The sequence below is a fragment of the Companilactobacillus sp. HBUAS56275 genome (assembly GCF_036913655.1).
In the GTDB taxonomy this organism is placed as follows: domain Bacteria; phylum Bacillota; class Bacilli; order Lactobacillales; family Lactobacillaceae; genus Companilactobacillus; species Companilactobacillus pullicola.
The window spans coordinates 1-26,903 of the sequence record NZ_JAYKKK010000005.1 but is presented as its reverse complement, the minus strand read 5'-3'; the positions used below and the strand labels follow the sequence as shown (position 1 = coordinate 26,903).

Sequence of the window (26,903 nt, the reverse complement as noted above, 5' to 3'; positions counted from 1 at the left end):
AGCAATGCAAAAGTTTTTTTCAAATAAAAAATTGATTATTTTAATGATACTTATTATCGTCACTTTTGGACTTTTGGCAGTAACGGTTAATATCCGTGATAAGAAAAATACACCACCAGTAGTCCAACAAGTGGGTAATGATGTCGTCAGCGTTGTTGGAGGGGTCTTTGCATATCCAACTAATGCGGTAAAAAATGCTACCTCAGAATTCTCTGATTTGTACAATACCTATTCTGAAAACAAACGTTTGAAAGCTAGAATTGGTGAATTGGCACAAAATCAGGCTAAGTTAGAAGTAGTTCAAGATGAAAATAAGAAGTTAAAACAAGAACTGAAATTGAACGGTACACTCACTGATTACAGTACAGTTAATGCTTCTGTTTTATCTCGATCACCAAGTAGTTGGCAAAACTACTTGACTATTAATCGTGGTCAAACTAGTGGTATTAAGAAGAATATGCCAGTTATGTCTGGAAAAGGTCTAATTGGTAGAATTATTGAAGTAGATAAAGTTAGTTCAAAAGTTGAATTGATTTCGACTAACAATGAACTTAATGATAAGTTTGCAGCAGAAATTCTTGGCGATGCTAAGAATACTACTGGAGTTGTTAGCCGTTATGATAGTTCTACAGGTGACTTGGTGATGGAAAACGTTAATTCTACAAAAGATATCAAAAAAGGCCAAAGCGTTATCACATCAGGTTTAGGTGGATTAACACCTCGTGGATTGTACATTGGTAAAGTTTATGGGATCAAGAAAGATAACTATGGAATGACTAATTCCGTATATATCACCCCAGCAGCTGAGTTGCGTAACTTTACTGTTGTAACAGTCATTAAATCATCGGTTCATGGTGAAAATTAATGAATGTAAAAAGACGTAAAATTTTTGGACAAGTATTATTCATCTTATTAGCATTTTATTTAGATGGTTTAATAAAATGGGCCTTTTTGAATAATATTAATCATGAAACAATAATGATTTTGCCACAATTAATGTTGATGGCTGTTGTTATGTTAACGATGAGAATTGAGGATCGTCGTCAGTTAATTATCTATGGCATAGTTTTTGGGGTTCTGTATGATTCTTATTACTATGGAATCATTGGTTTGTATACAATTTTGCTGCCATTATTAATGGTAGGAATTGATCATTTCAGATATTTATTGATTAAAAATAATATGGGTTATGATATTTCTATTTATTTCTTGGCATTAACTTTTTTACAGACAGGAATTTATTTATTAGAAAAATTATTACAGCAAACAAGTACAGATGTTTTTGATTTCATCACGTATACGTTGGGACCAACGTTGCTTTGGAATATTGTCGTTTTCTTTGTTATCTATATTCCGTTAGCAAATATGTCTGCCTGGTTGGTGAAATATCGGAGGGATAGTAAATGAGTGACATCATTTTAAAAGGTGGTAAAGATGGTTTTTCAGTTATTTTTAACGAAAATGCCAATTATGACGATGCGTTGAAAGAATTAAAGGAATTAATTATGCAACAAAACGTTAAGTCAACCAACGAAGATGATGATGTTATTAGTTTTACTATTAAAACCGGTAAACGGTTATTCACTGATCAACAAAAGGAAAGCATCGAAGACTTCTTTGAAAAATATCCTCAATTAGAATTAAAGGACATTGAGTCAGAGGTTGAGGATAAAGAGAAAGTTCAAGAATTGTTGGATAGCAATAAAACCAACGTTGAGTCGGGAATTGTTCGTAGTGGTCAACGATTAGATTATAAAGGGGATTTAATCTTTTTAGGTTCATTGCATCGAGATGCTCAAATTTGTGCAACTGGTTCAATTTATATTTTAGGAGAGGTCGATGGTATCGTTCAGGCCGGTTATCCTGATAATCCTAATGCAGCTATTTTTGGCAACTTGGAGAATATTGATCAATTGCGGATCGCCGATGTCATTGAAATCGTGACAGACGATAATCGTAAAGAATTTCAAAATGGAAAATTTGCTTTTATCAATGATCTTCATGCCATCAGTGTTGACGATTTGAAGAACTACAAAGATAAAATAAATGATTTAAGAAAAAGGACAGATTAACTATGGGGATATCAATAGTTGTAACTTCGGGAAAGGGTGGAGTTGGTAAAACAACTACTACTGCAAATGTAAGTACTGTCTTGGCAAGTCTTGGTAAAAAGGTCTGTATGGTAGATCTTGATATTGGTTTGCGAAATTTAGATGCTGTCATGGGTCTAACAAATCGAGTTGTTTACGATATCGTTGATGTGGCTCAACACCGAGTTGTTGTTTCTCAAGCTTTAGTTAGGGATCCTAGGTTTGAAGATAATTTATATTTATTGGCTGCTTCACAGTTTGCGGATAAATATGTTTTGGATAAAGATTCTTTGGCTTTGATCATTAATGAGTTGAAACAACGTTTTGATTTTGTAATGATTGATTGTCCAGCTGGAATTGAATATGGTTTTCAAAATGCGGTTTCTACAGCAGATGGGGCGTTAGTAGTAACTAATCCAGAAATTGCTTCAGTTAGTGATGCTGATCGAGTTGTTGGTATTTTAGAAAATATGAATATGCCGATAACACCACATCTAATTATTAATCGTATTCGCAAGAATATGATCAATGAGGGAACATCAATGCGAATTGATGATATTGTTAATCATTTAGGAATTCCATTATTGGGAATTGTTATTGATGAAGATAAAGTTATCTCTGCATCTAATGCTGGACAGACCGTTGCCTTTGACCGTGATAGTAGTGCTGGTCACAGTTATCAGAATATTGCTCATAGAATGCTTGGTGAGAATATTCCACTGAATTTGACAGATGAAACAAAAAAGGCTGGATTTTGGGGTCGTATTTTTGGAAAAAAATAAGCCCTATGGTACAATGACTTTAAATAATGAAAGTCAACACAGGGGGAGCCGTAGGCTGAGAGTGAACGTAATGTTCAGACCCTTTAAACCTGTTATGTTAATACATGCGTAGGGATAGTGTTGTTCAAGCAAAAGCTCGAACTCTCTTGTGATGACGAAAATCAGAAGGGAGTTTTTTTGTATGATCGATAAAGCTAATAGCCAAGACAGTTTAATTGTCTTGACAGAAGGGGCCATTATTACGGCGTTGGCAATGGGGTTATCTTATGTACCTCATTCCACAGGGGTCTCTTCAGTTGAATTTGTTTACGGACTGATTCCAATGTCTATTTACGCTTTAAGAAGAGGTTTGAAACCCGGTTTAATGGCTGGTCTAGTATGGGGACTTTTGGATATGTTTCTTAGAGGACTAGGTGGAGGAGTGTTGAATCCACTTCAAGGTTTTGTTGAATATCCATTAGCTTTTGGTGTCGTAGGGTTGATTGGTTTAGGAAGTGTTCGTGTTCAACGTGCTATAAGAGATGGTAAGAGCGGATTAGGATTGATAATTTTCTATTCTGCAATTGGTTTCTTAGCTAAATACTTCTTGCACTTTATTGCCGGAGGAATTTATTGGGGTTCATATGCACCTAAGTCAATGAATCCATGGATTTATTCTCTAGTTATTAACGGTGGTAGTTTTATTGCTAATATGATTATGTTGATTGTTTTGGCAATTCTTTTGAATCGTATCTTTAAACAATTAATAATTCCAAGAAATTAGTTAAAAGTATAAATTTTGAGTTTTTATTCAAATTAAACTGTAATAAATATCAACTTAATATTTTTAAAATCAAAAAGCGTTCATATCAACCGTAACTGGGTGATATGAACGCTTTTTTAGCACTGATAAAAAGTCGGTATAAGTTAGAAAAAATTATTCAGTCTCATAGAATAGATGAACATACTTAAATTTATTAATAATAATGTTATTTTTGCCATCTCACATATATGTTAGCTATGTAGATGTTTTTTGATTTAAAAGTAATTTAAAAGATAAAAAAGACACTGAACTAAATATTTTACCTCAAATCAAACAATTAAACTCTCTTTAGTCCGGAACAAAAATTGGGAATGCGTTCAGCTATGAAATCATTGTTGCCGGCTTTGCCGGTTACAATGAGGCCGACTTTGGAAATCCATTATTTTGCACGGAGTGTAAAATGATTAGTTCCAAATCGTGCCCATAGCGTTCCAACAGCATTCCCAATTTTTGTGGAGGACGGGAATTTAAGTATATTTCCATTCAAACCAAACTAAGAATCAAAATCTTAATTTGGTCTCCTTATTTGTATTTTTAGATAAAACTCATAACTGAACCGAGAACAACGCCACCAATTGTGACAAGAATCATTAACCAAACAACAATTTGAATAATTTTAGTTAATGTGCTTTTAGGTTTCTTTTCGTCCAAAACTTCCACCACCTAATTTATATATAGTGAAATGGTACTTCACAAAGGGAATTTATGCAATGTTGTAAAGGTTTTCTCTTTCAAAATTGGGAAAACTCCCCACCCCCATAAACGTATAGTTACCAACCATTGGCAAGTTTTTTAACTAGTTTAGACCAATTGTCAAATATCGTGTGGTTAATTGTGGTAATTTGTGGTAAATTAGGAAGTGTTAAAGAATTGAGGTGATATCCATGTTCATGGGTGAATTTCATCACACGCTTGATAATAAAGGCAGAATAATTGTACCTGCTAAATTTAGAAAATTACTTGGTGATGAGTTCGTAATTACTCGTGGAATGGATGGGTGCCTTTTTGGTTATCCTTTAGAGCAATGGAATAAACTTGAATCTCAGTTGGATAAGTTGCCGCTAACCAAAAAGGATGCTAGAGCCTTTACTCGATTCTTTTATTCTGCAGCTGCAGAGGTTGAATTTGACAAACAAGGTCGGATTAATCTTTCGACCCCGTTGATTAAATTTGCTAAGTTAAATAAGAATTGTGTAATTGTAGGTGTTTCTGATCGCATAGAAATATGGGATGAGGAATGCTGGAATAAATTTAGCCAAGAGGCTGAAGATAATTTTGAAGAAATATCGGAGAAAATGACAGACTTTGACTTCTAACGAATATAAACATAAAACAGTACTTTTAAAAGAAACTATTGATGAGGTAAATCCGCATGATAACGGTATTTATGTAGACGCTACCTTTGGCCGTGGAGGACACAGTAAGGAATTACTAAGTCGTATGCACCACAGCCATCTTTATGTTTTTGATCGCGATGAAGCCGCTATTAAAGTCGGTGAAAGTATTCAAAGTGATCCAACAATAATCGGTGATAATTCGTTAACACTGATACGTGATAATTTCGAGAATATGCAAGAACGTTTGTCGGATTTGGGTGTTACTGAAGTAGATGGGATTGTTTACGATTTGGGAGTTTCTTCTCCCCAATTTGACGATGCAGTCAGAGGATTCAGTTATAAGAAGGCTGCCCGTCTTGATATGAGAATGGATCAAAGACAAGATCTAGATGCAGAAAAAATTGTTAATGATTGGTCTTATAGTGATTTAGTCGGCATTTTCTACAAATACAGTGATGAAAAATTTTCCAAACAGATTGCCCGTGCCATTGAACGCACACGAGCTGATCACCGAATTACTTCGACTCTAGAATTAGCAGATATTATTAAGAATGCTATTCCTGCAGCCGCAAGAAGAACCGGTGGCCATCCTGCTAAACGTGTCTTTCAAGCAATTAGGATTGCGGTAAATGATGAATTAGGATCTCTTGAAAGATCCCTAGATCAAGCAATTAAATTGTTAGCACCAAAGGGCAGAATAAGCGTTATAACTTTTCAATCAAAAGAAGACAGAATTGTAAAACATATTTTTAAAGATAACTCTCACGTTGATGTTCCTCGTGGATTACCTGTTATTCCAGATGATATTAAACCAGTTTTGAAGCAAATAACAAGAAAACCAATTCTGCCTAATACTGAAGAACTGTCTGAAAATAATCGAGCACACAGTGCTAAATTACGTGTTGTTGAAAAGATATAATGGAGAAATAATATGAGAGAAGAAAGTACGGCTAGAAATTTACAAGACTATCAAGCTGCTCCACAACCACAGAAGGTCGTTCAAGCAGCTCCTAAAGTACATAGTGTTAAACTGTCAAAATTTGAGACTGTTTCCATTGTTGGTCTCTCTCTTTTGACGTTGGCATTAATGGTGGCTTTAGTTAGTATAAAAGTTTCGATGACTTCTTCTCAAAATGAATTAGATAGTCTTACTGAGCAGATCTCTAAGACCAATACAAGTAATGTTAATTTAAGACAAGAAATTTCTGAGTTAAGTAGTTTTGATCGTTTTTCTTCTTTCGCTAAGAAGCACAATTTAAAAATGAGCGATAACAATGTAAGGAATATATCAAAATGAGTAAGTTCAGAAAACTATTAAAAAATAAGGCAAGACGCAATCATTATATAGTTGGTATATTAATTTTGATTGTGACTGCCTTTTCTTTTATCCTTTTTATCCAAAGGTTTGCTTATATCTCTGTCAGCAAGCAATATGACGGAGTAAATTTAGTTAAAAGAACTAAAGCTAAGTATGAAAAAGTAACTAAGGTTAATGCTAAACGTGGTGATATCCTTGACGTTAACGGGGATATGATTGCTGGAGATTCAACGATTTATAATATTTATGCAATTGTAGATCATAAGTCAAAAACAGCAGCGGGTAAGGCTGACTATGTAGTTGATAAAGAAAAAACTGCTGAAACATTGAGTAAGTATTTACCACTTTCCAAGAAACAATTGATCAAATATTTATCACCTAAGAATAAAAAGCAGTATCAAGTAGAGTTCGGACAAGCTGGACGTAATTTGTCAATTGAAATCAAGCGAAAGATTGCTGCACAAAAGTTACCGGGGATTCACTTCGTGGAGTTTCCTTCACGTTCGTATCCTAACGGTGTTTTTGCAACTAATTTGGTAGGAATAACTAAAGCCGATAATGCTAATGATCAGAACAGTAATATCAGTGGTGTTATGGGTATTGAAAAATACTTTAATAAGTTGTTGTCAGGTCAAGATGGTAAAAAGATTACTAAGGTCGACTTTAACGGTAATGAATTGCCCAATTCTCGAGTTAATGAAAAACAATCGGTCGATGGATCGAATGTTTATTTAACTTTGAATAGTAAAATTCAGCAGTACGCTGAAATTTTGGCACAAGAAACGGCCGAAAAATATGAACCTAAGAATTTACAGATTCTTGTAATGAATGCCAAGACAGGCGCAATCGAAGCGGCAACACAACGACCAACCTTTAATCCAACGACTGGTAAGGGATTATCGGATAGTTGGCGTGATACTTTGGTAGAAGATCAATTCGAACCGGGTTCCGTTATGAAAATTTTGACATTATCAGCGTCAATCGATTCTGGCAATTATGATCCGGATGAATTGTATAAATCTGGTTCAGTCGAAGTAGGCGGTAGAACAATTAGTGATTGGAATAATGCCGGCTGGGGTTATATACCTTTATCAGAAGCCTTTCCAAGATCTTCCAATGTCGGAATGGTCAAACTGGAAGAGAAAATGGGCTCAAAGACGTGGATGAAGTATATGAAACGCTTTAATATTGGGACTAAAACTAATATTCCATTGCCTGGTGAAGTAGCTGGAGGAATTTCTTACCAACACACTAGTGATCAAGCTATGACTTCATTTGGTCAAAGTGTCAATGTAAATACTATTCAGATGTTGCAGGCATTTTCAGCAATCGCCAATGGTGGCAAGATGATCAAGCCACAAATAATTCAGAAGGTCGTTAATGTAAATACTGGTAAAACTACTCAAAGCTTTAAACGAGAAGTAGTAGGACAGCCAATCAAGAGTAGTACCGCTAAAAAAGTTCAAAAGGCTATGCGTCAAGTTGTCACAAAGAACTATGGTACTGGGCTTGTTTATAACATTCCGGGAATTAAAGTTGGTGTCAAAACTGGTACAGCTCAGATAGCTTCACCAAATGGTGGTTATCTAACTGGAAGTAACAATTATATCTTCTCCGTTGCGGGAATGATTCCTTATGATGATCCAAATTACATTGTTTATATAACGATGAGACAACCTCAAAAGATGACGGAATCACCGGAAAAGATTCTATCCGAAGTCTTTAATCCATTAGTTAAACGTTTGGTAAACCAAGGTAAGTCTCAAACTAACTCCACTCAAGCTGGTAGTCAGTACGTTGAAGTCCCAGGGTTGTTGGATAAATCGACTAACAGTGCTTTGAGTAAGATCAAGGATCTTAATTTGCAATCTGGTGTTATTGGTACCGGTAATAAAGTGGTACAACAACTACCAGCAAGTGGTGAAAAAGTTATGCCGGGTCAGAGAATGGTCTTACTAACCAATGGAGCCATGACGATGCCTGACTTAACGGGTTGGTCTAAAAATGATGTTTTGAAGTTTGCTGAGATAACTGGTAAACAGGTCACAACTAAAGGTGACGGATATGTTGTTAAACAATCAGTCAGTTCTGGTCATGTGATAAATGACAGTGGTAAAATTATAGTTACATTGAAAAATAAATAAAATAAGGGGATTTTCATGGAAATTAGTCATATAGTTTTCGACATAGTTAGTTCGTTTGTAATTGTGGCAATCTTGATGCCATTCTTGATTGGTTACCTAGTTGCTCACAAAGAGGGACAGTCAATTCGTGAGGAAGGACCTAAGTGGCATGAGAAAAAGTCTGGTACACCGACAATGGGTGGACTTTTGGTCATTATTGCTGCTCTGATCACAAATATTTGGGTCGGCGCTTGGCAAGGTCAACTGACTCATTCACTTTTGATTACAACATTTGTAATCGTTCTTTACGGATGTATCGGTTTCATTGATGATTTCATTAAAGTTTTCAAGAAGAGAAATCTTGGACTTAGAGCTTGGCAAAAAGCACTCTTACAAATAATTGTCGGAATAATATTCTTATACGTTTATAACGGCGATCAATTGCCAATGAACTTTACCATTCCTGGTGTTGTGTCAATTAATTCAGCTGTGATCTTTATCTTGTTCACATTGTTCTGGTTGGTAGGTTTCTCTAACGCTACTAATTTAACTGATGGTTTGGATGGATTGTTAGGTGGTTTAGGAACTATTTCTTATGCCACATACGGTATCATCGCTTTAAATCAAAATCGTGCTGATATAGCAATTGTTTGTTTCTCAGTAGTTGGTGCTTTGTTAGCCTTTCTATTGTTCAATCACAAACCCGCTAAGATCTTTATGGGGGATGTTGGTTCTTTAGCATTAGGTGCTGGTTTGGCTGCTATTTCAATTCTTTTAGGTCACTACTGGTCACTATTGTTGATTGGTTTCGTTTATGTTGTTGAGACATTGAGCGTTATGTTACAAGTTTTCTCATTCAAAGTATTCCATCGTCGTATTTTCAAGATGACACCAATTCATCATCATTTTGAAATGATGGGCTGGAGTGAATGGAAGATAGATATCGTATTCTGGATCGTTGGTTTGATTTGTTCTGCAATTTATTTAATTTTATTCGTATAGGAAGTAAAAGATAATAATGAAAACAAAAAGTAATTATTCAAATAAAAAAATCTTAGTTTTAGGCTTAGCCAAAAGTGGTTTTGCAGTTGCTAAATTATTGAAGAAAATGGGTTCTGATGTAACAGTTGTTGATTCTAATCCTTTGGAAAAGAACACCGAAGCACAAGCTTTGATCGATGCCGGCTTCAACGTTATTACTGGAAGCAATGATAAAGATTTAATCGATGATTCATATGACTATTTAGTAAAGAACCCGGGAATCGTTTACTCTAATGAGTTGGTTGTACGTGCTCAAGAATTGAATATCCCAGTTATTACGGAACCTGAAGTAGCTTATAGTTATTCAGATGCAAATATGGTTGCGGTAACTGGTACAAATGGAAAGACAACTGTAACGACTTTAATTCAATTGATGTTGAAGCATTCACCTAAATTCAAGAATTCATATTATGCAGGTAACATCGGTATTCCTATTTCTGATGTTATTCAAAAAGCAACTAAAGACGATGTTGTGGTAACAGAATTATCAAGTTTCCAACTTGAAGGTACAATTGACTTGCATCCACACGTTGCCGTTTTAAATAATATCTATTCAACCCATTTAGATTTCCATAAAAACCGTGCTAACTACATTAAGGCTAAGATGCACATCACCAAGAGCCAAACTAAGGATGATTACTTTGTTGTTAACTGGAATACTGACGAATGGCGTCAGTTAGCTACACAATCTAATGCTCAAATTTTGCCATTTTCAGATAACCAAGAATTAGATAAGGGTGCCTTTGTCAAAGACGACATTATCTATTGTAATGGTGAAAAAATTATGAACGCTGATGAAATTCAAATCCCTGGAGAACATAATGTTCAAAATGCTTTAGCTGCAATCAGTGTTGCAAAACTGTACGATGTTTCTAATGATGATATCATTGAAGTGTTATCTTCATTTAGAGGTGTTAAACATAGAATTCAATACGTTGATACATTTGGCGGACATAAATTTTATAATGATTCTAAAGCAACTAATGTTGAAGCAACCATCGTAGCTTTGACAGCTTTTAAGAAGCCAATTACTTTAATAGCTGGTGGACTTGATCGTGGGAACGGTTTTGATGAATTGATTCCTTCACTCAAGGGCAAAGTTAAGAATCTAGTCGTTTATGGACAAACAGCTGACAAAGTTATTTCTTCAGCTGAAAAAGCTGATGTGTCAAATATCGTGAAAGTTAATAATCTCAAGGAAGCTGTTCCTGAAGCATACAAGCAAAGCGATGCTGGGGATGTTATCTTACTTTCACCTGCAGCAGCTAGTTGGGATCAATTTAAGACCTTTGAACAACGTGGAGACCAATTTATAGAAGAAGTTGAAACTTTAAAGGGAGAAATTAAATAGATGACAAAAATGCGTATAATCGTGTCCGGCGGTGGTACTGGCGGTCATATCTATCCGGCAATGGCTCTAATTAAGCGTCTCAAGGAAAGAGATATGATTGAAGATGTTTTATACGTTGGTACCGAAAAGGGACTAGAGAGCAAGATAGTTAAGAATGCGGGAATTGACTTTAAGACGATTGAAATTCGTGGCTTCAAAAGAAAGTTGACTTTAGAAAATGTTAAAGTTGTTGAACTATTTCTATCCAGTATTCGTAAGTCTAAAAAAATCATCAAGGAATTCAAGCCTGATATTGTCGTAGGAACTGGTGGTTATGTTTCAAGTGCTATTGTTTACGCAGCACATTCGATGCATATTCCTACCGTTATACATGAACAAAATACGATTGCTGGTGTAACAAATAAGTTTTTGGCACATTTTGTAGATAAGATTGCAATTGCTTTTCCAGATGCAATAGATCAATTCAGCGAAAAGAAGAAGATCGTCTTTGCTGGTAATCCTAGAGCTCAAGAAGTTGTTGATATTCAGAAGAATGATCGACTAAAAGAGTTTGATTTAGCAGCTGATAAACCAACAGTTATGATCTTTGGTGGATCTAGAGGTGCTAAGCCAATCAATTTAGCAGCAATCGATGCTATGGATAAATTTAGTCAAGCCAATTATCAAGTTTTATTTGTCACAGGACGTGTGCACTATGATAATGTGATCGAAAAAATTGATTCACAGTATCTAAATAGTGCAAATATTTCCGTATTGCCATATATTGATAACATGCCGGAAATTCTTCCCGACATTAATTTGATTGTTGGTCGTAGCGGAGCCACAAGTATTGCCGAGATTACTGCCTTAGGTATTCCAGCAATCTTTATTCCTAGTCCTTATGTAACGCATGATCATCAAACAAAGAATGCATTATCCGTTTCAAACGTTGGAGCGGCCAAGTTGATTCCAGAGTCAGATCTTACACCTGATTCTCTTTTCCAAGAGGTCAATGAGATCATGAGTAGCGAATCAATTCAAAAAGAAATGTCCGAGAAATCTAAGAAAATCGGTGTTCCTGATGCGGCTGATCGTTTGATCAAGATTCTCACGGACTTGGTAAATAAGTAATATAAGGATTGATATTGATGGCATTAAAAAAAAGACTTAGGATAAGTAAAAATGGATTGATATTTCTAATAGTTTTTATCATAATTATTATTGCTTATTTTGGTTCGCCTTTGAGTAAAGTTAGAAATATTAATGTTGAAGGCGTTAATGATCTGGGAGCACAACAAGTAATCAATGCGACCAAGATCGATGACAATTCAGTATTGTTAAACGTTTTAATACATCATAAATCAATTACAAAGAAGACCGAGAGTAAGTTGCCATCTATTGAGTCGATGAAGATCAAAACGCGAAATATGCGGGATGTAACGATACGTGTTAAGGAGTATCCCACTTTGGGATTTATCAATAAAAATGGCTACTATTACCGTATTATCAACAATGGTCATGTGATAAATCAAAAAATGAGTGCGCCTATTGGTAATTATCCAACGTATAGTAATTTTGGGGCTAAAAGGTTAAAGAAGATCTCTAATCTTTATGCGGAATTACCAAGTAACGTACAAACAAATATTTCAGAAATCTATAATGCACCGACTAAGTTAAATCCATATCGGATTAAAATTGATATGAATGATGGTAATAAAGTTATCGCTGATATGAGAACTGTTAAAACTAAATTAAAATATTATCCAGGTATGGCTGCCCAAATGAAAAAAAAGGGCGTTATAGATTTGGAAATTGGAGCCTATTCTTATCCCTTTAAAGATAAGAAATAGGTTTAATATAATCGTTTTTGTGTTAAAATTTTTTAGTGAATAGATTTTTTCTAGGTAAGGGAGGCTGCCACGATTAATGGACAATTCAGAGTTTTTTGTAGGTCTTGATATTGGTACAAATTCAGTAAAAGTAGTGGTTGCTGAATCGTCAGATGACAGGTTAAGTGTTGTTGGCGTAGGAAGCGAACGATCACAAGGAGTTAGCCGTGGCGTTATAGTCGATATTGATAAGGCTGCCGGCGCTATAAAACGGGCTGTTAAGAAGGCCGAGACGCAGGCAAATATTACGATTCGTGACGTTGTAGTCGGTATATCGGCGAACATGTTACAAATTGAAAAATGTCAAGGAATGATAGCGGTCGGTTCTCAGTCCAAGGAAATTACTGAAAATGATGTCAGACAAGTTATGTTGGCTGCAATGGTTCAAAACTTACCTAGTGAGCGAGAAGTGGTTTCTTTAATTCCTAAACAATTTTCTGTCGATGGATTCAATAATATTCGTGATCCTCGTGGAATGATTGGTGTTCGTCTGGAAATGACAGGAATCATATATACTGCACCAAAAACAATTGTACATAATACGAAAAAGGCCATCCAAAAGGCTGGTCTAAATATAATTCATAAAGTTATTTCTCCAATGGCGTTAAGTCAGGTTGTATTAAACGACGGTGAAAGTGACTTTGGAGCCGTAATTATCGATATGGGTGCTGGCCAAACAACTGCTTCAGTTGTTCATGATCACAATCTCAAATTGTCTACAGTTGATTTTGAAGGTGGAGATTACGTCACTCATGATATTTCGGTAGTTTTGAATACAACAGTTGAAAATGCTAATCAATTAAAACTTTACTATGGTAACGCTTCATCGGCTCAAGCATCGACTGAAGAGAACATTAGTGTAGAAGTAGTTGGTAAAAATGAACCTGCGACGATTTCAGAAGAGAATTTATCTGAGATCATTGAAGCTAGGTTGGAGCAAATTTTCACAAGATTGCAAGCTCCGTTAGAAGATGCTGGTGCTTTGTCACTTCCCGGTGGAATTGTTTTGACTGGTGGAGTTGCAGCAACGCCAAATATTGAAGATTTAGCTCGAGATATTTTCGGCGTTAAAGTGAGAAGCTATGTACCTACCCAAATGGGGATGAGGTATCCGTCATACTCATTAGGCCTGGGCTTAGTAACGTATGCTTCAAGATTGAATGATATTGGTGTTATTGCTGATAATGTTGTTAATGGTGCAACCATTGGTCGCAACACGCCACAACAACAACCACAGTCACAACCTGTTCAAGCCCCTGTTAATAAAACAGTACAAGAACAACCACAGACTCAAGAGCCAGAAGCTGACGATGAGAAAACTTCAACGCCGGATCAGACTAAGAAGACATCGAAGCTCAAGGACTTTTGGAGTAAGTTTTTTGATTAATAAAAATAAATTAAATTCAATTTTAAACTAGGAGGAACTCCTTAATGGAATATACTTTAGACTCAACCAATAATAAGGGAGCGGTAATTAAGGTTATCGGTGTCGGTGGCGCTGGTGGTAATGCCGTAAATCGAATGGTCGAAGCAGGAATCAAAGGTGTTCAATTTATTACTGCTAATACTGACGTTCAAGCACTAGAAAGCTCTAATGCTGAAACTAAGATTCAATTAGGACCTAAACTAACAAGAGGATTAGGTGCTGGCTCAAATCCCGAGGTTGGACAAAAGGCTGCTCAAGAAAGTGAAGAAGCCATTAAAGAGGCCCTTGAAGGTGCCGATATGATCTTTGTTACTGCCGGAATGGGTGGTGGTACTGGTACTGGTGCTGCTCCAATCGTAGCTAACATTGCTAAAGAAAGCGGTGCTTTAACGGTTGGTGTTGTTACACGTCCATTTGCCTTTGAAGGTGCAAAACGTTCTCGCTTTGCTGCTGATGGTATTACTGAACTTAAAAAAGATGTTGATACATTAGTTATTATTTCAAATAGTAAATTGTTAGAAATCGTAGATAAGAAGACACCAATGGGTGAAGCATTCAGTATTGCTGATGATGTTTTACGTCAAGGTGTTCAAAGTATCTCTGATTTGATTACATCTCCTGGTTTCGTTAACCTTGATTTTGCCGATGTTAAGACTGTTATGTCAGACCAAGGCTCAGCTTTGATGGGTATTGGTACAGCTAACGGCGAAAACAGAATTACAGAAGCTACTAAGAAAGCTATTTCTTCACCATTGCTTGAAGTTTCTATTGATGGTGCAAAACAAGTTCTTCTTAACATTACTGGTGGCCCAGACTTGTCATTGTTTGAAGCACAAGATGCAGCGCAAATTGTTTCCGAACAAGCTACCTCAGATGTTAATATTATCTTTGGTACTTCAATCGATGATACTTTGGGTGATCAAGTTAAGGTTACCGTAATTGCTACAGGCGTTGAAAGTGAAGATAAGAAGCGTGAACCATCAAGACGTCCTTTAAATAACCCAAGAGCAGCTTTTAACAATAATCAAAATAAGACTGCTGACAATGCTGATGAACAACCAGCTAAGCCAAAGGAACAAACACCTAATAGTGATCCATTGGCTGCTTGGGATATTAATCGTGACGCATCTAAGTCTAATAACGATGTTGCTGGTGAAAAAGGTGATTTTGAAATTTTCCAAAAGCCAGAAACAATTGATTTAAGCGATGATGACGATGATTCAACTCCTCCAATCTTTAAACGTCGTAACAATAAATAAAAGGAGATTTTCTTATGGCATTTGAAAAACTAAGCAGTTTTTTTGGAATTAATGACGATGAAGACTTTGAAGAAAAGAAAGTCGACACACCTCAACCTAAAAAGAATTATTCAAATAATGAAAAGGTCGTATCAATGAGTGCAGCAAGTGAGAGTAGAAGTGCGGTCAATAGTAAGATTGCTATTTATCAACCCAGAGTTTACTCTGACGCAAAGGTTATTGCTAAACAACTTTTGAATAATAAAGCTGTGATCGTTAATTTTAATAATGTCAATGATGAACAATCAAAGAGAATCGTGGATTTCTTAACTGGTACTATCTTTGCTTTAAATGGCGAGATCAAGCGTGTTGGGGAAAAAATCTTTCTTTGCACACCACCGAAGTTTGAAATCGATGGAAGTATACCAGACATAAACGAATAGTAAGTCGAGGAAAGATATGGATCGAATTGTAAGTGGATTACCATTTATCATTAGCTGGGCATTTCAAGCATATGAATTTATTTTGTTCGTCTACTGCTTGATGTCTTTTATACCAGCACTGTATAACTCTGCTTTTGGAAGATTTGTTGCGGCAATGGTAAATCCATTCTTAAATCTAATCAGAAGAGTCATACCAACAAGTATTGGCCTTTTTGATTTCTCCCCAATTATCGCCATAATAATATTGCGATTAATACAGAGAGTGATCTTTATGATAATTTTATGATGGAAGATAAAAAAGGGATTATGGGTGGAGGCTACTTTAGACCAGAGGAAAAACCGTTTATCGATAAGATGAACGATATATTGCTGAAGGCCCAAACAATGTATACTCCCCAATTGACGGATTTTTTAAATTTACGAGAACAAACGATTTTAAATAATCTGATTAATAAGTATGATGATTTATTTGTACATTATTTTGGTGGATATGATAATGCTGAAAGGGTCAGGGGAATAATAGCTCCTGACTATTTTGTACCTAAGGATTCAGACTATGATATTTCCATGTATGAGATTCGTTATCCAGAAAAATTTGCTAATTTACATCACGGACAAATCCTAGGATCGTTAACCGGTTCAGGAATTGACCGCGACCGTTTTGGTGACATCATCACTGATGGTGAGAATTGGCAATTTTTCGTTTTTAAGTCAATGAGTGACTATATTGAGAATCAAGTTAAGAAAATCGGTCCATTTAAGATTCACTTGATGGAAAAAGATTTTCAAGATTTGTTATTGCCTAAGGATGAATCAACGGATGAAACAATCAATGTTCAGTCGTTGCGTTTGGATACTATCATCGCAACAGTTTATGATTTGTCTCGACAAAATGCTAAGGCATTAGTAGATCATGGGAAAGTTCAAATAAATTGGGCTGTTAATAAAAATGCAAGTTCATTTATTACAATAACTGATACACTAAGTGTAAGAGGTTTTGGTAGAATAAGAATTAATGACATTATGGGACGATCAAAGAATAATAAATATATTCTCTTCGTGAATGTTATTAAGAAATAATAGGGGCGTGAAGTTATGGTATTGTCACCAGTAGAAATACATGATAAAGAATTTGATAGTAAATTTAGAGGCTATGACCGCGACCAAGTGAATGAATTTCTGCAACAAGCAGCTCAAGATTATAATTTAGCATTACAAAAGAATGCTGAATTAGAAAAACAACTCAAAGATACTACTGATCAATTGAAATATTTCACTGATATGAAGGATGCCTTGAATCAATCTATTTTGGTTGCCCAAGAAGCAGCTGAAAAAGTTAAATCTGAATCGGAACAAGAAGCACAGATTATTGTTGAGGAGTCACAGAAGAAAGCACGTGATTTGTTGAATCAATCAACAGACAAATCTAATCGTATCTTACAAGATGCGTCTGATCGTGCACGTCAAGTGACAATTGAAACCGATAATTTGAAGAAATCAGTCAACTCTTTCCGCAAGGGACTTCAAGGAATGCTTAAGCAACAACTTGATATGGTTGACAATCCTGAGTGGTCTAGGTTGAATGACAGTACGTCTACTGATAAGTTGAAACAAGAAATTGGTGGGCAAGGTGTTGATAACCAAGACTATCAGCCAAATGTACAAAATAATGAAAATATGCAAGATCAGGTTTCAAAGTCAGATCAAATGAATTATAATGATAATATTCAGGATGACCAACCGGACGAATCTTACACGATTAATCATCAACAAAATGAACCAACGTTCAATTTTCAAGATGATTCTGATGATGGTGATCCTAAGGAAAATTAAGAGAATAAGTGCTTAAACTAGATTTTTTCAGCGAGCTAACGAATGGTGTGAGGTTAGTAAAAACTTTTTAAGTATATCGACTCTTAAAAAACTGTATATTAATTTACCAATAGGTGGTATAGCGAGAACTCGTCCTAGATTGGATGGGTTCTTTTTATTTTAGAAGGGGTGAAAGAATGCGAGTAAAAGATACTCTAAACTTAGGTAAAACTAAGTTCCCAATGCGTGGTAATTTGCCAAACAAAGAAGCTGAATGGCAAAAAGCATGGGAAGAAAACAAACTTTATGAACAACGACAAAAATTGAATGAAGGTAAGCCAACTTTTGAATTACTAGATGGCCCTCCATTTGCTAATGGTGATATCCATATGGGACATTCACTAAATAAGATTTCTAAGGATATTATCGTTCGTTACAAGTCAATGAACGGTTTCCGTGCACCTTATGTACCTGGCTGGGATACTCATGGTCTTCCAATCGAACAACAATTGGCTAAAAAGGGTGTTAAACGTAAGGAAATGAGCATGTCCGAATATCGTAAGTTATGTTACGAATTTGCTCAAGGCGAAATCAAGAAGCAAATGGCTGGATTCAAACGTCTAGGTATTTCTGCTGATTGGGATCATCCTTACATTACTTATCAACCTGAATTTGAAAAGGCTGAACTAGAAATCTTCGGTGAAATGGTTGATAAGGGCTACATTTACCGTGGTAAGAAGCCTGTTTACTGGTCACCATCATCAGAATCAACTCTTGCTGAAGCTGAAGTTGAATATAAAGATATCAAATCACCATCAATCTTTGTTGCTTTCAAAGTGCGTGATGGCAAGGGCGTTGTTGACAGCGATGCATCATTTATCATCTGGACAACAACTCCATGGACAATTCCAGCTAATGAGGCTATCTGTGTAAATCCTAAATTCATTTACGCTGAAGTTAATGCTGACGGTAAAAAATATGTCGTTGCTCAAGAAAGAATCCAATTCGTTCAAGAACAATTAGGATGGGAAAACGTTGAAATCCTTAAGACATTCAAGGGTTCTGAACTAGAAGGACTAACTGCTACACATCCACTTTACGACCGTGAATCAGAATTGATTCTTGGTTATCACGTTACACTTGATGATGGTACTGGTTTAGTTCATACAGCTCCTGGATTTGGTGCCGATGACTTTGTTGTTGGTATGAAATACAAGTTGCCTGTCTTCTCACCAATTGACGCTCAAGGACGTTTTACTGATGAAGTACCAGAATACAAGGGTGTCTTCTACGATGATGCTAACAAGCTAATTTCTGAACGTATGAAGGAAAATGGCTCACTATTGAAGTTGAGCTTCTTCACTCACAGTTATCCACATGACTGGCGTACAAAGAAACCAGTTATTTTCCGTGCAACACCACAATGGTTTGCATCTATTGATAACTTCAGACAACAAATTCTTGATGAGATCGAAAAGATCGACTTTATGCCTTCATGGGGTAAGACACGTCTTTACAACATGATTCGTGATCGTGGCGACTGGGTAATTTCAAGACAACGTGCTTGGGGTGTTCCATTACCAATTTTCTATGCTGAAAATGGCGATCCAATCATGACTAAGGAAACTGTTGACCATGTGGCTGACTTGTTCGGTAAGTACGGTTCAAACATCTGGTTTGAAAAAGACGCTAAAGACTTGCTTCCAGAAGGATATACTAATCCAGGTAGTCCAAATGGTAAGTTTACTAAAGAAACTGATATCTTGGATGTTTGGTTTGACTCTGGGACAGTTCATTCAGGTGTTGCCAAGACACGTGATAACCTAACATTCCCAGCTGACTTGATTCTTGAAGGTTCTGACCAATATCGTGGTTGGTTTAACTCAATGTTAGTTACTTCTGTAGCTGCTTATGGCGTAACACCATATAAAGCTGTTATGTCACAAGGTTTCACTTTGGATAAGAACGGTGTCAAGATGAGTAAATCACTTGGTAACGTTATTTCTCCTAGTGATATCGAAAGACAATTCGGTGCTGAAATTATCCGTCTCTGGGTTGCTTCAGTTGATTCAAGTTCCGATGTTTCTGTAACAGTTGATTCATTCAAGCAAGTTTCTGAAACTTATCGTAAGATCAGAAATACAATCAGATTCATGTTAGCTAACACATCTGACTTTGATCCAAAGACAAATGGTGTAGCTTATGAAGACTTACGTCCAGAAGACAAATATATCAAGGTTAAGTTGAATGACTTAGTTAAGAATGTTTTAGCAGATTATGACAAATATGATTTTGGTGATGTTGAAAAATCAATCGTCAGCTTCATTGTTAATGAAATGTCAACATTCTACCTAGATTTTGCTAAAGATGTTGTTTACATTGATCCTAAGGATTCACATTCTCGTCGTTCAATGCAAACTGTTATCTATGATGTAGTTGTTAAATTAGCTAAGATGTTAACACCAATCTTGCCACATACTATGGAACAAGTTTGGGAATACCTTAATGAACCAGAGGATTACGTTCAATTAGCAGAAATGCCAGAAGTTGAAGAAATCCCTGATCAAGCTGAAATTGAAAGTGAATGGGCAACATTCATGGACTTTAGAGATAATGTTTTGAAGTCACTTGAAATTGCTCGTGGCGATAAATTAATCGGTAAATCACTAGAAGCTAAGGTAACAATTCATCCTAGTGCTGAATTAAAAGCTGTTCTTGATAAAATCGATAGTAACTTTGGTCAAATGTTGATCGTATCTCAATTCGAAATTTCCGATCAAGAGATTGAAAATGCTGATAAGTATGAAATTGCTGATGTCCTAGTTGAAAAGGCACAAGGCGAAGTTTGTCAAAGATGTCGTATGATCAAGACTGATGTCGGTGTTGATAGTAATTATCCAACATTCTGTGGCAGATGTGCTAAGATTGTTGCTGAAGAGTATCCAGAAACAAAGACTGAGGGCTTTGATGATTAGGAATGGTGAATAATGTTCACAGGAAAAATAGTAAGATTCAATAAAGACCGTGGTTTTGGTTTTATAAATAACGGGGATGAAGATATTTTCTTCTTTGCAGATTCAATTCTTAACCGTGAGGACTTTTATATTGAAAAGGACCTCGAGGTTACTTTTGAGATTGCACCTGGTTATAAAGGACCACAAGCTGTCAATATTAATATTAAAAAAGAAGAAAGCGCTGAATAGTGCTTTCTTTTTCTTTGAAAAGAAAATAGGAGAAGGAATATGAACGAGCAAGCAAATCCTAGAAGATGGATGATTTTGATCTCGGTTGGTATTTTTACTTTAATGTCAACGCTTGACGGTTCAATCGTTAATATCGCATTGCCGGTTATTAGTAAAAATTTAAATATTGAGATGAACATGGCTGAATGGGTCGTTTCCATATACTTGGTCACAATTTGTATATTCTTGTTGATGTTTGGAAAGATTGCTGATTCCATTGGGAAAATAAAAGTTTTTAAAATTGGTTCAGTAATGTTCATAATAGGTTCCATTATCTGTGGTTTAAGTGACAATTTAGTATTATTGTTGTTGGGTCGAGTAGTTCAGGCTACTGGTGCTTCAATGGCTATGGCAACTAATAATGGGATCATTACTGAAACTTTTCCATTACGTGAACGTGGTTATGCCTTAGGTTATATAGGCTCATTTGTTTCAATTGGTGCGATTGCTGGACCCGGAATCGGAGGGTTGATTTTAGGACATTTCCACTGGAGTTATATTTTTTGGATCAATATTCCCATTGGCTTGGTAGCTTTGATTTTGGGTTATATGAATTTGCCGAAAGTTGAAAAAACTAATCCAGTTAAATTTGATAAAACGGGATTTGCAGCCTATTTTGTAACTTTGTTACTCTTCTTTGGTGCTATTTTTATTGGCCAGTCAGTTGGCTTTACTAATCCATATATTATTGCAACCTTTATAATCTCAATAATTTTCTTTATAATTTTCTTGTCGATTGAAAAAAGAGTTGCAAATCCAATGATCGAGTTACGAATTTTTGCCAATCATAATTTCACATTAGGCTTAGTAGCTGGCTTCTTTATCTTCGTTACTAACTTTTTCTTTAATGTGATTTCACCATTTTATTTGGAGAATGCCTTAGGTATTGCTGCCTCAACTGCAGGATATATCTTAATGGCTTTTCCACTAGTACAGGTTGTAGTTGCACCTATTTCTGGTAAAATATCAGCAAAGGTTAATCCAATTGTCTTGACGATTGTTGGATTAGTCGTGATTGAACTAGCACAATTAGGATATCTAGCCTTTGATTTGAAGACAGAAATTTGGTTCATTCTATTGTGTATTGGTCTAAATGGGCTTGGTAATGGGCTCTTTCAGGCACCGAATAATACTATGATCATGAGTTCTGTTGAAACAAAAGATCTAGGAATTGCGGGTGGTTTAAATGCCTTATCACGTAATTTAGGTATGATAATTGGTGTCTCAGTTTCAACCACAGTACTATTTTTATCAATGAGTAAGTTTTATGGTAAGTCAGTTACTACTTATGTTGAAGGCAGACCAGATATTTTTATCGATGGGATGCGTGTTACAATGACATTTGCAGTAGTTATTTGTTTAATTGCAATTGTGATGTCAGTTGTAAGATTAATTAAGTCAGGAAGGTCAAGTAATGAGTAAAGAAGATTCGAGATATTATGAAGAGGTCGTTGCTAAAAAAAGAATGTTTGGCGGCAAAATTTTTAATGTTGATGTAGAACAAGTTGTTTTACCTAATGGGATTCCTGATATCCGTGAAGTAGTCGAACATCACGGTGCTGTAGCGATTATTCCTTTCACTAATGATGGCAAGATGATTTTTGTCAGACAATGGCGTACACCACTGGAACAAGAAACGTTAGAGATTCCAGCCGGAAAAATTGATGCGGATGAGGGTAGTGATTTAAAAGAGGTTGCCCTACGTGAAATGGATGAAGAATTAGGATTAACAACTGATAATCTTGAAAAAGTTACAGCCTTTTTTGCCAGTCCTGGTTATTCAAATGAGAGATTGACAGTCTTTAAAGCTACTGATTTGAAAAAAGTTGAATTCAAACGTCCTTTAGATCCAGATGAATTCTTAAATGTAGAAGAATTGACATTAGATGAAGCAAAAGAACAAATTGAAAAAGGTGTTATTTGCGATTCGAAATCAATCTATGCAGTTACCTATTGGGAATTAATGGAAGCAAAGGAAAAATAAATGTTTTCGAAATTAAAGGACTTTTATAATTCAAAAGTTAAATCAACTGATCATCCTCAAACTGTGGTTCGAGCTGATCAGATTGAACAGCAACAAGAAAAGATGCGCATGCAGGAACGTCGTCGAGCAGAACAAGAGTATGCAAAACAACATCCTGAGCAAATTATTGAAGAAAAAATGCAATCTTTTGAGAATAAGACAAATAGTTTGAAAAAAAAGCTAAATATTGCAATCATTACAGTATTCGGCCTAATTATCTTAGTGTTTTTAATATTATTTTTTATTTGAGGGGTAAAGTATGAAAATTGGTGTAATCGTTCCAATGGAAGAAGAAATTAAATTGATGAAGGAATCTTTAACTAATGTTAAAAAAGATTCTGTAGCTGGAGTAGATATTACCATTGGTAATTACAAGAATCATCAAGTTTATCTAGCACAAAGTGGAATCGGTAAAGTACAAGCAGGGATGACAACGACAATTATTAATGATCGTTACCAACCTGATTTTGTAGTTAATACCGGTTCAGCTGGTGGTATTGGTGAAGGTCTACACATCGGTGATGTGGTTATTTCTGATAAAATGGCTTATCACGACGTTGATGCAACTGGCTTTGGTTACAAAGTGGGTCAATTACCTCAACAAGAACTTTACTTTAATGCAGATCCAACCTATGTTGAAAAGATTGCTGCCGCTGCTAAGAGAACTGGCCTAACATCTCATGTCGGTTTGATAGTAACCGGGGATCAATTTATTGACGCAGCTGAAAAAATTGCTACAATTAAAAAGTCGTTCCCAGATGCTTTGGCATCTGAAATGGAAGGTGCAGCTGTGGCTCAGGTCTGTACACAATTCAAGACACCATTCGTTGTTATTCGTTCAATGAGTGATGTTGGTGACGAAAATGCTAGTGTAAACTTTGATGAATTTGTCCTACAAGCCGGACGTAAATCAGTGACAATGTTGCTGAACTTTTTAGACCAAGAATAGAGGGGATTTATCGTGGCATTTGTTTATTTAGATAATGCTGCTACGACACCAATGGCTACATCTGTAGTCGATGTGATCAGCGACCAAATGGCGAATAATTTTGGTAATGCTTCTGCTACCAATTATTTTGGACGCCAAGCTCGTAAAGTTTTAGATGAAAGTCGGCATGTAATTGCTCAAAGTATCAATGCGAAAGATTCAGAAATAGTCTTTACAAGTGGTGGTACTGAAAGTGATAACACCGCTGTCATTGAAACGGCATTATCGAGACAAAAATTAGGAAAACATATTATAACGACAGCAATTGAACATGAAGCTATCTTGAAACCAATGGCCTACTTGGAATCACTTGGCTTTGAAATTACTTATCTTAAACCTAATGAACGTGGCGAAGTTACTGTTCAGCAAGTTAAAGATGCTTTACGTGACGATACTATTTTGGTATCGATCATGTATGGTAATAATGAAGTAGGTTCAATGAATCCGATTAAAGAAATTGGTGAATTGTTAAAAGATCATCAAGCCTTTTTCCATACGGATGCTGTTCAAGCTTATGGCATGGAAGATATTGATGTTAAAGCTGAACATATTGATATGCTTTCAACGTCAGCACACAAGATCAATGGGCCTAAATTTATTGGCTTTTTATATATTAATGACGATATACATATTCCATCTTTTGTAAAAGGTGGCGATCAGGAAACTAAACGTCGTGCCGGAACTGAGAATGTTCCCGCTATTGCTGGTTTTGCTAAAGCAGTACAATTGATTACTCCTGATGAAAAGAAGGCTCGTCAGGAACGTTATTTTGGCTTTAAACAAAAGATCCAAGAAATCTTAAAACAAAATAATATTCCTTTCGGAATTAACGGACCAACTGACAGCCATGCTTTGAATCACGTTATGAATTTGTATTTGCCTGGCATTGATCGTGGCGTGTTATTGACACGTTTAGATTTGGAAGGCTTTGCTATTTCTGGTGGTTCAGCATGTACTGCCGGTAGTTTGGAACCTTCACATGTTTTAGTAGCAATGTTTGGTGCGGATAGTCCTAAGATCAATGATTCAGTTCGAATCAGTTTTGGTAAGGATAATACTGAAGCAGAGATTGTTAAATTCACAAATAAATTAGTAGATATCGTTTCCGACTTGACTAATTAATTAATTTTATTCAAACTTATAATTAATAATGATTATTTATAAGGGATGATAAATATGGATAAAAAACAAGCTCAAGTACTCGGGGACCAAGAAACTTATGAATTAAGTCCTGAGATCAAACGTTATTCACTAATGGACAGTGGTTTTAAAGAAACTAACAAGGGTGGTTTCCGTCTGGAACATCCACTTAATGGAACATCTCCATATGCGGCAAGATTTTTTGTCAAAGCAATTGTTAGCAAAGATTTAGATAGTTTGAAACTATCAATTACCGACAAGAGCGGTATGCACAACATTAATATCTTTAAACTAAAAGATTCTGAAGAAGAAATTAAAGATTACAGATATTTAATGGACTTTTTGAAAGAAAAAAACGTATTAGCAAAATAAATGAGGTTTTAAAATGGATAATAAGAAGAAGCGTGTTGTAGTAGGTATGAGTGGTGGCGTTGACTCGTCAGTTAGTGCACTTCTTTTGAAACAACAAGGCTATGAGGTTATCGGAGTCTTCATGAAGAACTGGGATGACTCAGATGACTCCGGTGTATGTACAGCTACTGAGGATTACGAGGATGTTGCTAAGGTTGCCAATAAGATTGGTATTCCTTACTACTCGGTTAATTTTGAGAAGGAGTACTGGGATCGTGTATTCGAGTATTTCCTAGATGAGTATCGTAAAGGTAGAACTCCAAATCCTGACGTTATGTGTAACAAAGAGGTTAAGTTCAAGGCTTTCTTGGATTATGCTAACAAGTTAAATGCTGACTATATTGCAATGGGACACTATGCACAATCATTCCGTGATGACAATGGTGTTGTTCATTTGCTACGTGGTGGCGATGCTAACAAGGACCAAACTTACTTCCTAAGTACTGTTCAACAAGATCAACTACAAAAGGCTTTGTTCCCAATCGGTGGAATGCAAAAGTCAGAGGTTCGTCGTATTGCTGAAGAGGCTGGTTTAGCTACTGCTAAGAAGAAGGACTCAACTGGTGTATGCTTCATCGGTGAGAGAAACTTCCGTAAGTTCTTGAGCGAGTTCTTACCTGCACAATCTGGTAAGATGATGACACCTGATGGTGAGATCAAGGGTGAGCATGCTGGTTTGATGTACTATACAATTGGCCAAAGATCAGGACTTGGTATTGGTGGTAACGGTAAGTCTAACGAGCCTTGGTTCGTTGTTGGTAAGGATATGAAGAAGAACATTCTTTATGTTGACCAGGGATACGATAATCCTAGACTATATGCTGATCATCTAGATGCATCAGATCTTTCATTCATCACAGGCTTAGATTATGGCGATACATTCCATGCCACAGCTAAGTTCAGATATCGTCAACAAGATACAGGCGTTACAGTTCATGTTTTAGGTGACGGTAAGGTCAGTGTTGAGTTTGACAATCCAGTACGTGCTATCACACCTGGACAAGAAGTTGTCTTCTATGATGGCGAGGAGTGCCTTGGTGGCGCTACTATCGATGCTGCTTACATGGCTGCAAAGAAGCTACAATACATTTAAGATTAACTAATAATGACAGACATCTGTTGGAGTACACATATTATGTGTGATTCTAATGAATGTCTGTTTTTGGTATGGGATAGTGTGCTTCTATTATTGAAGTAGTGCAGGATGCCGTCTTCCACAAAAATTGGGAATGCTGTTGGAATGCACTAGGCCTTGTCAAGTTGACACTTTTTTCGAGTAAATAATATAACTTTAAGAGATGGATTCATTCCAATATTCCTTTGGAGTGAGTCCATTTCTTGTTTCTGATCTATCTAGAGTATCAAAATAATTCATTTCGTCCTTCACCAAAAGTTTTAACTCTTCCAATGTTTTAGGTGTCTCATGTAGATTGATCCATCTCAATTTGAAATCATTCCACCAACGTTC

29 protein-coding genes and 1 riboswitch are annotated in these 26,903 nt (G+C 36.0%); of the genes, 28 read left to right on the top strand and 1 reads right to left on the bottom strand.

Annotation, left to right across the window (positions count from 1 at the left end):
- Positions 1-4: 4 nt before the first annotated feature.
- The 5 genes from mreC to thiT all read left to right on the top strand — a co-directional run bounded on the left by mreC (position 5) and on the right by thiT (position 3,635).
- Positions 5-865, top strand: a complete 861-nt coding sequence (gene mreC, locus U8526_RS10060; RefSeq protein WP_334341833.1) for a rod shape-determining protein MreC — start codon at positions 5-7, stop codon at positions 863-865.
- On the top strand, positions 865-1,407 hold the full coding sequence (mreD, locus tag U8526_RS10055) for a rod shape-determining protein MreD (RefSeq protein ID WP_334341832.1): 543 nt from the start codon (positions 865-867) through the stop codon (positions 1,405-1,407). Before mreC ends, mreD begins: the two co-directional genes overlap by 1 nt.
- Positions 1,404-2,072: a septum site-determining protein MinC gene (locus tag U8526_RS10050; protein WP_334341831.1), complete on the top strand. Its 669-nt coding sequence runs from the start codon at positions 1,404-1,406 to the stop codon at positions 2,070-2,072. The genes mreD and U8526_RS10050 overlap by 4 nt, the downstream gene beginning before the upstream one ends.
- 2 nt (positions 2,073-2,074) lie before the next feature.
- Complete coding sequence (gene minD, locus U8526_RS10045; protein ID WP_334341830.1) at positions 2,075-2,872, top strand: septum site-determining protein MinD; 798 nt, start codon at positions 2,075-2,077, stop codon at positions 2,870-2,872.
- Between the two features lie 31 nt (positions 2,873-2,903).
- A riboswitch (TPP riboswitch) is annotated at positions 2,904-3,005 on the top strand.
- Positions 3,006-3,053: 48 nt separating this feature from the next.
- A complete protein-coding gene (gene thiT, locus U8526_RS10040; RefSeq protein ID WP_334341829.1) occupies positions 3,054-3,635 on the top strand; it encodes an energy-coupled thiamine transporter ThiT in 582 nt (193 codons plus the stop codon).
- Between the two features lie 573 nt (positions 3,636-4,208).
- Here thiT and U8526_RS10035 read toward each other — a convergent pair.
- Positions 4,209-4,334: a DUF4044 domain-containing protein gene (locus U8526_RS10035; protein WP_442886244.1), complete on the bottom strand. Its 126-nt coding sequence runs from the start codon at positions 4,332-4,334 to the stop codon at positions 4,209-4,211.
- A 224-nt stretch (positions 4,335-4,558) separates the two neighbouring features.
- Between U8526_RS10035 and mraZ the strand changes: the two genes are divergently transcribed.
- From mraZ to mnmA, 23 genes are all read left to right on the top strand, one after another.
- Positions 4,559-4,990, top strand: a complete 432-nt coding sequence (gene mraZ, locus U8526_RS10030) for a division/cell wall cluster transcriptional repressor MraZ (protein ID WP_334341827.1) — start codon at positions 4,559-4,561, stop codon at positions 4,988-4,990.
- On the top strand, positions 4,980-5,930 hold the full coding sequence (gene rsmH, locus U8526_RS10025) for a 16S rRNA (cytosine(1402)-N(4))-methyltransferase RsmH (protein WP_334341826.1): 951 nt from the start codon (positions 4,980-4,982) through the stop codon (positions 5,928-5,930). The genes mraZ and rsmH overlap by 11 nt, the downstream gene beginning before the upstream one ends.
- 12 nt (positions 5,931-5,942) lie before the next feature.
- Positions 5,943-6,308, top strand: a complete 366-nt coding sequence (ftsL, locus tag U8526_RS10020; RefSeq protein ID WP_334341825.1) for a cell division protein FtsL — start codon at positions 5,943-5,945, stop codon at positions 6,306-6,308.
- Positions 6,299-8,473 (top strand): penicillin-binding transpeptidase domain-containing protein, encoded by a 2,175-nt coding sequence (locus tag U8526_RS10015; protein ID WP_442886243.1) that lies wholly within the window; start codon positions 6,299-6,301, stop codon positions 8,471-8,473. The genes ftsL and U8526_RS10015 overlap by 10 nt, the downstream gene beginning before the upstream one ends.
- Positions 8,474-8,488: 15 nt before the next feature.
- Complete coding sequence (gene mraY / locus U8526_RS10010) at positions 8,489-9,454, top strand: phospho-N-acetylmuramoyl-pentapeptide-transferase (protein WP_334341823.1); 966 nt, start codon at positions 8,489-8,491, stop codon at positions 9,452-9,454.
- Positions 9,455-9,470: 16 nt separating this feature from the next.
- Positions 9,471-10,844: a UDP-N-acetylmuramoyl-L-alanine--D-glutamate ligase gene (gene murD / locus U8526_RS10005; RefSeq protein ID WP_334341822.1), complete on the top strand. Its 1,374-nt coding sequence runs from the start codon at positions 9,471-9,473 to the stop codon at positions 10,842-10,844.
- A 9-nt stretch (positions 10,845-10,853) separates the two neighbouring features.
- Positions 10,854-11,954, top strand: coding sequence for an undecaprenyldiphospho-muramoylpentapeptide beta-N-acetylglucosaminyltransferase (gene murG, locus U8526_RS10000; protein WP_334342022.1), 1,101 nt, complete (start codon positions 10,854-10,856; stop codon positions 11,952-11,954).
- Positions 11,955-11,971: 17 nt separating this feature from the next.
- Entirely contained in the window at positions 11,972-12,673 is a 702-nt protein-coding gene (locus U8526_RS09995; RefSeq protein WP_334341821.1) for a cell division protein FtsQ/DivIB, read from the top strand.
- Between the two features lie 76 nt (positions 12,674-12,749).
- Positions 12,750-14,099: a cell division protein FtsA gene (gene ftsA / locus U8526_RS09990; protein ID WP_334341820.1), complete on the top strand. Its 1,350-nt coding sequence runs from the start codon at positions 12,750-12,752 to the stop codon at positions 14,097-14,099.
- Between the two features lie 44 nt (positions 14,100-14,143).
- Entirely contained in the window at positions 14,144-15,397 is a 1,254-nt protein-coding gene (gene ftsZ, locus U8526_RS09985; protein WP_334341819.1) for a cell division protein FtsZ, read from the top strand.
- A 14-nt stretch (positions 15,398-15,411) separates the two neighbouring features.
- Positions 15,412-15,819, top strand: a complete 408-nt coding sequence (locus U8526_RS09980) for a cell division protein SepF (protein WP_334341818.1) — start codon at positions 15,412-15,414, stop codon at positions 15,817-15,819.
- A 16-nt stretch (positions 15,820-15,835) separates the two neighbouring features.
- The gene (locus tag U8526_RS09975; RefSeq protein ID WP_334341817.1) at positions 15,836-16,105 is read left to right on the top strand and encodes a YggT family protein; all 270 of its coding nucleotides are present in this window, start codon (positions 15,836-15,838) and stop codon (positions 16,103-16,105) included.
- The gene (locus U8526_RS09970) at positions 16,102-16,899 is read left to right on the top strand and encodes a YlmH family RNA-binding protein (protein ID WP_334341816.1); all 798 of its coding nucleotides are present in this window, start codon (positions 16,102-16,104) and stop codon (positions 16,897-16,899) included. The genes U8526_RS09975 and U8526_RS09970 overlap by 4 nt, the downstream gene beginning before the upstream one ends.
- 15 nt (positions 16,900-16,914) lie before the next feature.
- Positions 16,915-17,652, top strand: coding sequence for a DivIVA domain-containing protein (locus tag U8526_RS09965; protein ID WP_334341815.1), 738 nt, complete (start codon positions 16,915-16,917; stop codon positions 17,650-17,652).
- A gap of 176 nt (positions 17,653-17,828) precedes the next feature.
- Entirely contained in the window at positions 17,829-20,606 is a 2,778-nt protein-coding gene (gene ileS, locus U8526_RS09960; RefSeq protein WP_334341814.1) for an isoleucine--tRNA ligase, read from the top strand.
- Between the two features lie 12 nt (positions 20,607-20,618).
- Entirely contained in the window at positions 20,619-20,834 is a 216-nt protein-coding gene (locus tag U8526_RS09955; RefSeq protein ID WP_334341813.1) for a cold-shock protein, read from the top strand.
- Between the two features lie 39 nt (positions 20,835-20,873).
- Complete coding sequence (locus U8526_RS09950) at positions 20,874-22,295, top strand: MFS transporter (protein ID WP_334341812.1); 1,422 nt, start codon at positions 20,874-20,876, stop codon at positions 22,293-22,295.
- The gene (locus U8526_RS09945) at positions 22,288-22,857 is read left to right on the top strand and encodes an NUDIX hydrolase (protein ID WP_334341811.1); all 570 of its coding nucleotides are present in this window, start codon (positions 22,288-22,290) and stop codon (positions 22,855-22,857) included. Before U8526_RS09950 ends, U8526_RS09945 begins: the two co-directional genes overlap by 8 nt.
- Positions 22,858-23,145, top strand: a complete 288-nt coding sequence (locus U8526_RS09940; RefSeq protein WP_334341810.1) for a hypothetical protein — start codon at positions 22,858-22,860, stop codon at positions 23,143-23,145.
- A 10-nt stretch (positions 23,146-23,155) separates the two neighbouring features.
- Complete coding sequence (locus tag U8526_RS09935; protein ID WP_334341809.1) at positions 23,156-23,845, top strand: 5'-methylthioadenosine/adenosylhomocysteine nucleosidase; 690 nt, start codon at positions 23,156-23,158, stop codon at positions 23,843-23,845.
- Positions 23,846-23,857: 12 nt separating this feature from the next.
- The gene (locus U8526_RS09930; protein WP_334341808.1) at positions 23,858-25,006 is read left to right on the top strand and encodes a cysteine desulfurase family protein; all 1,149 of its coding nucleotides are present in this window, start codon (positions 23,858-23,860) and stop codon (positions 25,004-25,006) included.
- Positions 25,007-25,060: 54 nt separating this feature from the next.
- Entirely contained in the window at positions 25,061-25,396 is a 336-nt protein-coding gene (locus tag U8526_RS09925; protein WP_334341807.1) for a hypothetical protein, read from the top strand.
- Between the two features lie 13 nt (positions 25,397-25,409).
- Positions 25,410-26,528 carry a tRNA 2-thiouridine(34) synthase MnmA gene (gene mnmA / locus U8526_RS09920; RefSeq protein ID WP_334341806.1) on the top strand — a complete coding sequence of 373 codons (1,119 nt, stop codon included), beginning with the start codon at positions 25,410-25,412 and terminating at the stop codon, positions 26,526-26,528.
- The last annotated feature ends 375 nt before the right edge of the window (positions 26,529-26,903 follow it).

What these genes read in the sequence shown, in the direction of transcription:
- mreC (WP_334341833.1), top strand. Translation starts at nt 5, where the DNA reads ATGCAAAAGTTTTTTTCAAATAAAAAATTGATTATTTTAATGATACTT.
- murD (WP_334341822.1), top strand. Translation starts at nt 9,471, where the DNA reads ATGAAAACAAAAAGTAATTATTCAAATAAAAAAATCTTAGTTTTAGGC.
- U8526_RS10050 (WP_334341831.1), top strand. Translation starts at nt 1,404, where the DNA reads ATGAGTGACATCATTTTAAAAGGTGGTAAAGATGGTTTTTCAGTTATT.
- U8526_RS09965 (WP_334341815.1), top strand. Translation starts at nt 16,915, where the DNA reads ATGGTATTGTCACCAGTAGAAATACATGATAAAGAATTTGATAGTAAA.
- ftsA (WP_334341820.1), top strand. Translation starts at nt 12,750, where the DNA reads ATGGACAATTCAGAGTTTTTTGTAGGTCTTGATATTGGTACAAATTCA.
- U8526_RS09940 (WP_334341810.1), top strand. Translation starts at nt 22,858, where the DNA reads ATGTTTTCGAAATTAAAGGACTTTTATAATTCAAAAGTTAAATCAACT.
- mraY (WP_334341823.1), top strand. Translation starts at nt 8,489, where the DNA reads ATGGAAATTAGTCATATAGTTTTCGACATAGTTAGTTCGTTTGTAATT.
- mreD (WP_334341832.1), top strand. Translation starts at nt 865, where the DNA reads ATGAATGTAAAAAGACGTAAAATTTTTGGACAAGTATTATTCATCTTA.
- murG (WP_334342022.1), top strand. Translation starts at nt 10,854, where the DNA reads ATGCGTATAATCGTGTCCGGCGGTGGTACTGGCGGTCATATCTATCCG.
- thiT (WP_334341829.1), top strand. Translation starts at nt 3,054, where the DNA reads ATGATCGATAAAGCTAATAGCCAAGACAGTTTAATTGTCTTGACAGAA.
- U8526_RS09925 (WP_334341807.1), top strand. Translation starts at nt 25,061, where the DNA reads ATGGATAAAAAACAAGCTCAAGTACTCGGGGACCAAGAAACTTATGAA.
- U8526_RS09950 (WP_334341812.1), top strand. Translation starts at nt 20,874, where the DNA reads ATGAACGAGCAAGCAAATCCTAGAAGATGGATGATTTTGATCTCGGTT.
- U8526_RS09935 (WP_334341809.1), top strand. Translation starts at nt 23,156, where the DNA reads ATGAAAATTGGTGTAATCGTTCCAATGGAAGAAGAAATTAAATTGATG.
- minD (WP_334341830.1), top strand. Translation starts at nt 2,075, where the DNA reads ATGGGGATATCAATAGTTGTAACTTCGGGAAAGGGTGGAGTTGGTAAA.
- ftsL (WP_334341825.1), top strand. Translation starts at nt 5,943, where the DNA reads ATGAGAGAAGAAAGTACGGCTAGAAATTTACAAGACTATCAAGCTGCT.
- U8526_RS09980 (WP_334341818.1), top strand. Translation starts at nt 15,412, where the DNA reads ATGGCATTTGAAAAACTAAGCAGTTTTTTTGGAATTAATGACGATGAA.
- U8526_RS09970 (WP_334341816.1), top strand. Translation starts at nt 16,102, where the DNA reads ATGATGGAAGATAAAAAAGGGATTATGGGTGGAGGCTACTTTAGACCA.
- ileS (WP_334341814.1), top strand. Translation starts at nt 17,829, where the DNA reads ATGCGAGTAAAAGATACTCTAAACTTAGGTAAAACTAAGTTCCCAATG.
- mraZ (WP_334341827.1), top strand. Translation starts at nt 4,559, where the DNA reads ATGTTCATGGGTGAATTTCATCACACGCTTGATAATAAAGGCAGAATA.
- U8526_RS09955 (WP_334341813.1), top strand. Translation starts at nt 20,619, where the DNA reads ATGTTCACAGGAAAAATAGTAAGATTCAATAAAGACCGTGGTTTTGGT.
- ftsZ (WP_334341819.1), top strand. Translation starts at nt 14,144, where the DNA reads ATGGAATATACTTTAGACTCAACCAATAATAAGGGAGCGGTAATTAAG.
- U8526_RS09945 (WP_334341811.1), top strand. Translation starts at nt 22,288, where the DNA reads ATGAGTAAAGAAGATTCGAGATATTATGAAGAGGTCGTTGCTAAAAAA.
- mnmA (WP_334341806.1), top strand. Translation starts at nt 25,410, where the DNA reads ATGGATAATAAGAAGAAGCGTGTTGTAGTAGGTATGAGTGGTGGCGTT.
- U8526_RS09975 (WP_334341817.1), top strand. Translation starts at nt 15,836, where the DNA reads ATGGATCGAATTGTAAGTGGATTACCATTTATCATTAGCTGGGCATTT.
- U8526_RS09995 (WP_334341821.1), top strand. Translation starts at nt 11,972, where the DNA reads ATGGCATTAAAAAAAAGACTTAGGATAAGTAAAAATGGATTGATATTT.